This is a genomic window from Patiriisocius sp., from assembly GCF_051252435.1.
Taxonomy (GTDB): Bacteria; Bacteroidota; Bacteroidia; order Flavobacteriales; family Flavobacteriaceae; genus Patiriisocius.
Map to the genome: position 1 here is coordinate 242977 of NZ_JBPOFW010000005.1, position 7486 is coordinate 250462.

The following is a 7486-nucleotide window of genomic DNA, read 5'->3' on the forward strand; positions in this document are numbered from 1 at the left end:
AACCAAAGTTTAAATAAATGAATGTATTAATTATAGAAGATGAAAAGCCAAGCGCGCGAAGATTGCAGCGAATGCTTGAAAGAATTGATGTAAAAGTTAGTGAGATGCTATACAGCGTTGCCGAATCTATCGAGTGGTTTCAAAACAACGAACACCCTGAGTTGATTTTTCTCGACATACAATTAAGCGATGGATTGTCTTTCGAAATTTTTGATACAATCTCCATCAACAGCGCCATTATTTTCACGACAGCTTTTGACGAGTATGCGTTGCAGGCTTTCAAATTAAATAGCATTGACTATCTGTTAAAACCTATTGATGAGGACGAATTAGTTGCTGCCGTTGAGAAATACAAAGCCAGAAATCCTAAAAAAGAAGCGGTACAATTTAATTTTGAAGATATTAAAAAGCTCCTTACAAATCCTGTAGAAAGAGAGTTTAAAAAACGGTTTACGACAAAAATAGGGCAACATATAAAAATGATTGCTGTAGATGAGGTGGAATGTTTTTACAGTGAAAATAAGGGCACGTATGCACACACCATTGAAGGAAGGGATTACTTGCTCGATACCACACTTGAAGAACTAGAAGGAGAATTGAATCCCGAAGTTTTTTTTAGAATCAGTCGCAAATTCTATATTAATATCAATGCAATCAAGGATATTATTTCTTATAAAAATTCTAGATTACAACTTAAATTGAACAGCTACAAAGAACAAGAAGTGATTGTGGCTAGAGAGCGTGTGAAGGATTTTAAAGTTTGGTTGGGGTAAGGCTCAATTTTTTTCGTCCACTCTATTGTCATCAAAGGCAGAGGGTAGTAATTTTGGGATAAACTTTATCAGTAATGGTAATAAAATAGTTCCGCCGGGTAGCAAGAAAATAGTCAATGACGGGATTGATTTACAAACGTCCAATAGTTGCTCTTTTACTTTTTTCTTTTCGGTGGCATCGAGGTCGCGAACAGTTGAATAACTTAAAAGTTTTACGAGTTCGCCACTTTCGGCAAGTTCCTGTATCAATCTTGCTTGGTTTCTTATAATAAGTCGTTTAACGGTATTTGTAGATTGTTTGTAAAACTGTTTTACGGGGTTTGAATATTCAAAAAGTGTGACTTTGGTTGCATTTTTTTCTGAAAATTTCTGCAACGAAGATATACTTTCAGCAGCCATACTAAGAGGAAGGTCTAATGAAATGGCAAGATTTTCAAGAAATAATATTTCCGAAGCATCTAAAATCGAATCTTCCCAAACGGCAAGACTGGAAACATCAAGTAGGTATTGTTTTTCAATAAGCGTGAGCGAAACGTTTTTAAATGCATCCAGCGAGATTGCTTTAGCATCACTAACTAAATACTGCGTAGAACTTTCAAAGAGTTCAATCAATAATGTATCGTATTTGTTTTTCTTTCTTTTTGATTGTAGTGCCAAAAAGCAAGAAAGGATAATTAACCGCTCTGTTTTTTTAATGTACTCTTTGGGCTTTGTTCCGTTTTTTAAATATTCGTGAAAAGAAAGGACATCTATAAATAGGAGTGCGTATGTTAATAATGAAACCGCATTTATCTTTAAGAATGTATTTGACTCGTGCAATCGCTTTGCAATGATTTCCTCGAGCATTTTAGACTCATTGCTTTCATTGAATAATTTTTTGAACCACCCTTTTTTGCCCCTATCTAAGTGTTTATAGAATTCTAGTATTGAAGAGATGGCTTTTTCTTTTGAATCTTTGGGATGAATTTGTTTGTAGCTATAATATAAGGAGTGAAATAAATTCACTTTGGTCATTTCATCCAAGTTGAGCTTTATGGTAGTGCTCTTTATTTCTGAAATAAGGTCCATTGAAACTCCGTACAAAAACCCCGTACCTTTTAGAACCTCATAGAAATGGGACCAATCACGATGGGTAGCTTGTTGCTTTTCAAGGCTTAAGAATTTCTTTATCCAGTCTGATGAAGATGGGTTCATTCTTATTTAATTAGCAATAATTGGGACAAACACTTTCTTACTATGAGTTTATTAACTTGAAATCAATACCGTTAACACAAGATTAACGACCCGTATAAAACCATGATTGTAGTTTTACCGTAAATTAAAGTAAATAAAGAATTTTTAAATTTTAAAACCAAAACTATTATGAAAAAAACGAAACTTTTCGCAGCCATTGGTGGAATGGGATTAGCCATTGCAGCAATAGTATTTATCGCGGCAGATCACGTTGATGCTCCAGCAGTTGTAGGAACAAAAAGTGACATCGCAGATTTATACGCCTTTGAAGGAGACAATCCTGACAACACAGTATTTATTGCAACAGTACAAGGACCCTTAACACCGGGTAATACAGCCGGAGCGACCTTTGATGAGGACGTTATGATTGAATTTAAGATTGACAACTCTGGAGATTTTGTTGAAGATTTAGTTATCCAAGCAGTAAAAAGAAGTGACTCCATGTATTTCTTTGGACCTACACCTGCTAGTACAACAGGTTTGATTACTAACGTAGAACTTACAGGACCACGCACAGCTGTAAAGATAAGTACATCAACAGATGTAGAGACAGCTTCGAATTTAGGGATTCAAGTATATGCGGGGCCAAGAAGAGATGGTTTTTATTTTGATTTTAACCGTTTTAATATGGTAACTAGTGGAGCAGTTGCGCCAGAAGGATTTTTACCTCCAGGACAAGCTTCAGATTTCTTTCAAGACTTAAATGTATTAGCTGTTGTTGTTGAAGTTCCTAATGCTCTTTTAGGAGACGCACCAGATCACGTAGGTGGAGCAGTTGGATTAACTGGACTTCCTCCCGCATACAATGTTTGGGTAACCACAAACAGAAAAAACTAAGAAAGAAGTTAAAACAAAATTATAATTTTTAAAAAATAATAAGATGAACACATATAAATTAAGAATATTATTTGTTGCAGTTTGTACTTCTCTCATGTTTGTGCAATGTGGTAACGATGACGACAATATACTAATCATTGAAGATGAACCAGTGGCAATAGATTTCTCAGGAGATTGGACACAAGAAGATTCTATGGGACGTCCAGGAATTAACACCGTTTTTAGCGGAAGTGATGATGTAAAGAATGATTTTAACAGCAGAATTCCTACTGATAGAGCTTCATTCCAACCTATTTTCCAAAATACATTAGAATTATACCATGACGTGTATGCTATGTCTTTAGGAATACCTGTTGAAGATTTAGATTATGAAGCAAATATCTTAACACTTGATGCAGCTACTTTTACAACTGTATTGGCTCAGTTTGACGCTTTGCAAGTTGCACCTAATGCACCAACAACATATTTTGATGGAACAAATGCATTAACTGGACGTAACTTAAATGATGATGTAATTGATATATCTCTTACATTAATGTTTGGTGGTATGACTGGAACTCGATTTGACGGAAACAATGGAACTCCTCAATTAACTAGTGATGGTGTTGGACTTGGAGATAGAACTTTTGGTTCTTTCCCATATTTGAATACGCCTAACTAAACTTTGTTAAGTTAAATATTAAAGAGCACTCATTGAGTGCTCTTTTTTTATTCAGAAAATAAACAGATTGAATTTAAGTGATTAGATAAAGAATTTAGGTAGGATATGTTGAGCATTCCTAGTTACTTGACTTGAAAATTAATATTTTTATACCCGAATAAAATTAATTCAGAAATATATTATGAAAAGAAAACAAATTATAGCCGCTTTGGGTGGAATTGGAATTGCAGTATGCGCTGTATTCTTGCTGTCTGCAGACCATATTGATGCTCCCGAAGTTGCAGGAACTAAAAGTGATATTGCAGATTTCTTTGCCTTTGAAGGTGATAATCCCAACAACACCGTATTCATTGCAACCGTACAAGGACCCCTTGCATCAGGGCAACAAACCACCAATGCTGTTTTTGATGAAGATGTGGTAATTGAGTTTAATATTGACAATACAGGTGACTTCGTTGAAGATTTGGTAATCCAAGCCATAAAGCGAGGCGACTCTATGTATTTCTTTGGACCTGCCGCTCCTGCAGAAACTGGACTGGAGAGTACCATAAATACATTTGCTGCAAGAACTGCGGTTAAAATTTCAACAGGAGAAGAGGTTGAGGTAACAACAGATAATTCATTAAAAGTATATGCTGGACCAAGGAGAGACCCTTTTTACTTTGATTTTAATCGATTTAATTTAGTAGTATCAGGTCAAGTTGCTCCAGAAGGTTTTTTACCTCCGGGCGAAGCTTCAGACTTTTTTCAAGACTTAAATGTATTGTCGGTAGCCGTTGAGGTTCCTAATTCTATGTTGGGTACAGCACCGGTTCACGTCGCTGTCGCGGCAGAATTACTTCCGCCAGGCTCATTGCCAAATGCCTACAATGTTTGGGTATCAACAAAAAGAAGAATAAATTAAGAGTTATACATTTAAAAACGAAACAAAATGAAAACATATAAAATAACAGCATTATTCGTTGCAATTTGTACCTCTTTATTGTTTGTACAATGTAACGACGACGACGACAACGGAAATATAATTGAGCAATCAACGTGCTCAGATGGCGAGATGAACGGTAATGAAACCGGTGTAGATTGTGGTGGTGATTGTGAGCCTTGTGACACAACGGGGGTAGCTCTTGATTTTACCGGTACATTTATCCAAGAGGATGTAATGGGAAGACCAGGAGTAAATACGGTTTTTAGCGGTAGTGACGCAGTAAAGAATTTGTATAATAAAATTCCTACATCTATGAGAGGAACATTACAAGACGGTCAAACCGAAACATTTCAAGTAACATTTCAGAATACATTAGAAGCATACCACGATGTTTACGCAGTAGCGTTAGAAATCGACCCTGCTGATTTAGATTATGAGACTAATATTTTAGGTCTTAATGCTGAACAATTTACAACAGTACTAGCAAACTTTGATGCTCTCCAAGTAGCTCCAGACGGAGTAACGACATACTTTGATGGAACAAACGCATTGACAGGACGTAACCTTACAGATGATGTGATTGACATATCCTTAACGTTAATGTTTGGCGGTACTACTGGAACTCGCTTTGACGGTAATAACGGTACGCCTCAATTAACCAGCGATGGAGTAGGGGTTGGTACGAGGGTATTTGGTGCTTTCCCACATTTGGAAATTCCTAATTAATAAAAAATTATAACTACCAAAAAGAGCAATTCGTTGCTCTTTTTGTGTATAAAAAATAGCTAAGATGAATATCAAATATTTAATATATACAGCGACGATAGCTTTAGCGGTAGCGTCCTGTAAAAATGAAACAAAAGAGACAGCAGTCGTTAAAACTTCGAGTTACGAGTCTTATTTAAACAATGTAAACAAGCAATCCACGGTAAATGCCGAAGATGAAGTTGTATATTGGTCAAAGCGTTTAGATAAAGATTCCACGGGAATTGGAGATATCGGTGCATTAGCAGGTGCCTATTCAAGTCTTTTTGAAGCAAGCGGAAATATTAATGCCTTAAAAAGATCAGAGAAATTATACAAACGTGCCATCGAAATAGCAGCTTCAAAAGACCCCTACGTAAGAGGTCTTGCGCATAATTATATTTCACAGCACAGATTTAAGGAAGCCAAACAACTTTTGGAAGATCTCTATAAAGGACCAACAAATAAATTGGCTACCGAGTTAATGCTCTTTGATGTGTATATGGAACTGGGTGAATATGAAAAGGCAGACCAAATGCTCGGGAATTTCAGAAATAATGGCGATTATAATTATCTTATTAGAGTAGCAAAATGGAGTGATCATAATGGAGAATTGGATAGTGCGATTCGTTATTTAGAAAAAGCAAAAGACATTGCCGACTCTAGAAACACAGATCCACTAAAAATTTGGACATATTCAAACATTGCAGACTTTTACGGTCATGCAGGTAGATTGACAGATTCTTATGACCATTACATTAAAACACTGGAGTTACAACCAGACAATCATTATGCTAAAAAAGGAATTGCTTGGATGGCGTACTCAAAAGATAAAGACATCAAAGAAGCCAACCGAATTTTGGACAGCATTCTTGTTAATCACAACATACCGGATTATTACCTTCTAAAAGCCGAAATGGCCGAATATGACGGCGAAACTAAAAAAGCGGATGCATATCTGGATACTTTTATGGAAAAAGCTTCAAACCCTGCGTATGGAGCTATGTACAACACATACAAGATAGAAGTATTAGTGGATAGAGACCCAGCAAGAGCTTTAGAACTTGCAACAGAAGAAGTTGGCAACAGAGCTACTCCAGAGACATATCAATTGTTAGCGCTTGCTCAATTAAAAAACGGAAAAAAAGAAGATGCACTAAAAACTATTGAAACTTATGTTGAAGGAAAAACATCTGAGCCTATGGCATTATATCACAGCGCAATGGTATATAAAGCAAATGGTTTAAAAGATAAAGTGGTTCCTTTAAAGGAGGAACTTGAAGGTGCGAGCTACGAAATTGGCCCAGTGTTAGCCGCGGAAGTAGACAAATTATAATTTTAACATAGTATTAAAAACCAACATTCCTTTTACTCCGTAAATATGTGTGAAAGGTTGGTTGATCACACAACGTGATGATCACTCAAAATCGATTAAATTCGATTTTTTCAGAGTTTTTTTGTTAGTTGAGCGTCCTCGTGGTTGGGGACGCTTTTTTAATGAACCCCACTTTTGAAAAGCCCACGGGGCGCATTCAAAGGTGATGGTTGAATTAATCCCGCCCCTTCTGCGGGATATTTTTTATGCCGAAATTTTAAGAGCATTAATTTGCTACAATAACACATCCCATAAGCATGCATTGATTTGTGACGATAACAGGATTTTATTTCCGTATATAATGCATAAATTGTATTTTATAACGTGTTGCCTACAATTTGAAAAAAAAATCTGTGAACAATCAAAATGCAGAATATAAAATAAGTGAAAATGCCGATAAGGTTATACGTGTTATTCGAACAGAACTGAAACGAAAAACGTTTGAAAAGCGAAATAATCTCTCTGGTAATGTTGCAAAAAATGGCGGATTAAATATATATCGTTCTTTATCATTTTTTTACTCAGAACCGAATTTTGGTCCTTTAGTGGAAATTAATTTATTTTCATCTAATACAAACGAAAGTGAAACAGAAAGTAAAATAATTTTAAAAAGAGTTAACGGAGCAACTTATAAAATGCATTTCTGGGGAGCGATTATATTTGCGATTATTTCTGCACTCGTTTCCATTTATTTGATAATCAAAAACGGATTTAATTCGATTGAGATTTTAGCACTTCCAATTTTTGGGATTTTGTACTTAATTGGAATTGAACTATTGGCGGATTACACTATAAAATCTCTGATTAAAAGCGTTGAGAAAATGATGATGTCCGAAAAAATTGCGCATAAAAAACTGTAGGCAACAAAGAACTGAGGTAAAAAACAACCTTTTTCTTCATTAAATTTTGACATTATTTTTTTGGGGCGAGAATATATT

The 7486-nt window shown here is 35.6% G+C and carries 8 protein-coding genes; 7 read left to right on the forward strand and 1 reads right to left on the reverse strand.

Annotated features, from left to right (window positions below; all coding sequences use genetic code 11):
- Positions 1 to 17: 17 nt before the first annotated feature.
- Positions 18 to 773 carry a LytR/AlgR family response regulator transcription factor gene (locus ACSHW7_RS12770; protein ID WP_435679748.1) on the forward strand — a complete coding sequence of 252 codons (756 nt, stop codon included), beginning with the start codon at positions 18 to 20 and terminating at the stop codon, positions 771 to 773.
- Positions 774 to 776: 3 nt separating this feature from the next.
- On the opposite strand, the gene ACSHW7_RS12775 is transcribed toward ACSHW7_RS12770, so the two are convergent.
- A complete protein-coding gene (locus ACSHW7_RS12775) occupies positions 777 to 1967 on the reverse strand; it encodes an LETM1-related biofilm-associated protein (protein ID WP_435679749.1) in 1191 nt (396 codons plus the stop codon).
- A gap of 168 nt (positions 1968 to 2135) precedes the next feature.
- On the opposite strand from ACSHW7_RS12775, the gene ACSHW7_RS12780 reads away from it, so the two are divergent.
- From ACSHW7_RS12780 to ACSHW7_RS12805, 6 genes are all read left to right on the forward strand, one after another.
- On the forward strand, positions 2136 to 2843 hold the full coding sequence (locus ACSHW7_RS12780) for a DUF4331 family protein (RefSeq protein WP_435679750.1): 708 nt from the start codon (positions 2136 to 2138) through the stop codon (positions 2841 to 2843).
- Positions 2844 to 2886: 43 nt separating this feature from the next.
- Positions 2887 to 3504 carry a DUF4331 family protein gene (locus tag ACSHW7_RS12785; RefSeq protein ID WP_435679751.1) on the forward strand — a complete coding sequence of 206 codons (618 nt, stop codon included), beginning with the start codon at positions 2887 to 2889 and terminating at the stop codon, positions 3502 to 3504.
- Positions 3505 to 3685: 181 nt separating this feature from the next.
- Positions 3686 to 4408 carry a DUF4331 family protein gene (locus ACSHW7_RS12790; protein ID WP_435679752.1) on the forward strand — a complete coding sequence of 241 codons (723 nt, stop codon included), beginning with the start codon at positions 3686 to 3688 and terminating at the stop codon, positions 4406 to 4408.
- Positions 4409 to 4435: 27 nt separating this feature from the next.
- Positions 4436 to 5155, forward strand: coding sequence for a hypothetical protein (locus tag ACSHW7_RS12795; protein WP_435679753.1), 720 nt, complete (start codon positions 4436 to 4438; stop codon positions 5153 to 5155).
- A 64-nt stretch (positions 5156 to 5219) separates the two neighbouring features.
- The gene (locus tag ACSHW7_RS12800; protein ID WP_435679754.1) at positions 5220 to 6509 is read left to right on the forward strand and encodes a tetratricopeptide repeat protein; all 1290 of its coding nucleotides are present in this window, start codon (positions 5220 to 5222) and stop codon (positions 6507 to 6509) included.
- Positions 6510 to 6886: 377 nt separating this feature from the next.
- Positions 6887 to 7408, forward strand: coding sequence for a hypothetical protein (locus tag ACSHW7_RS12805; RefSeq protein ID WP_435679755.1), 522 nt, complete (start codon positions 6887 to 6889; stop codon positions 7406 to 7408).
- Positions 7409 to 7486: the final 78 nt, after the last annotated feature.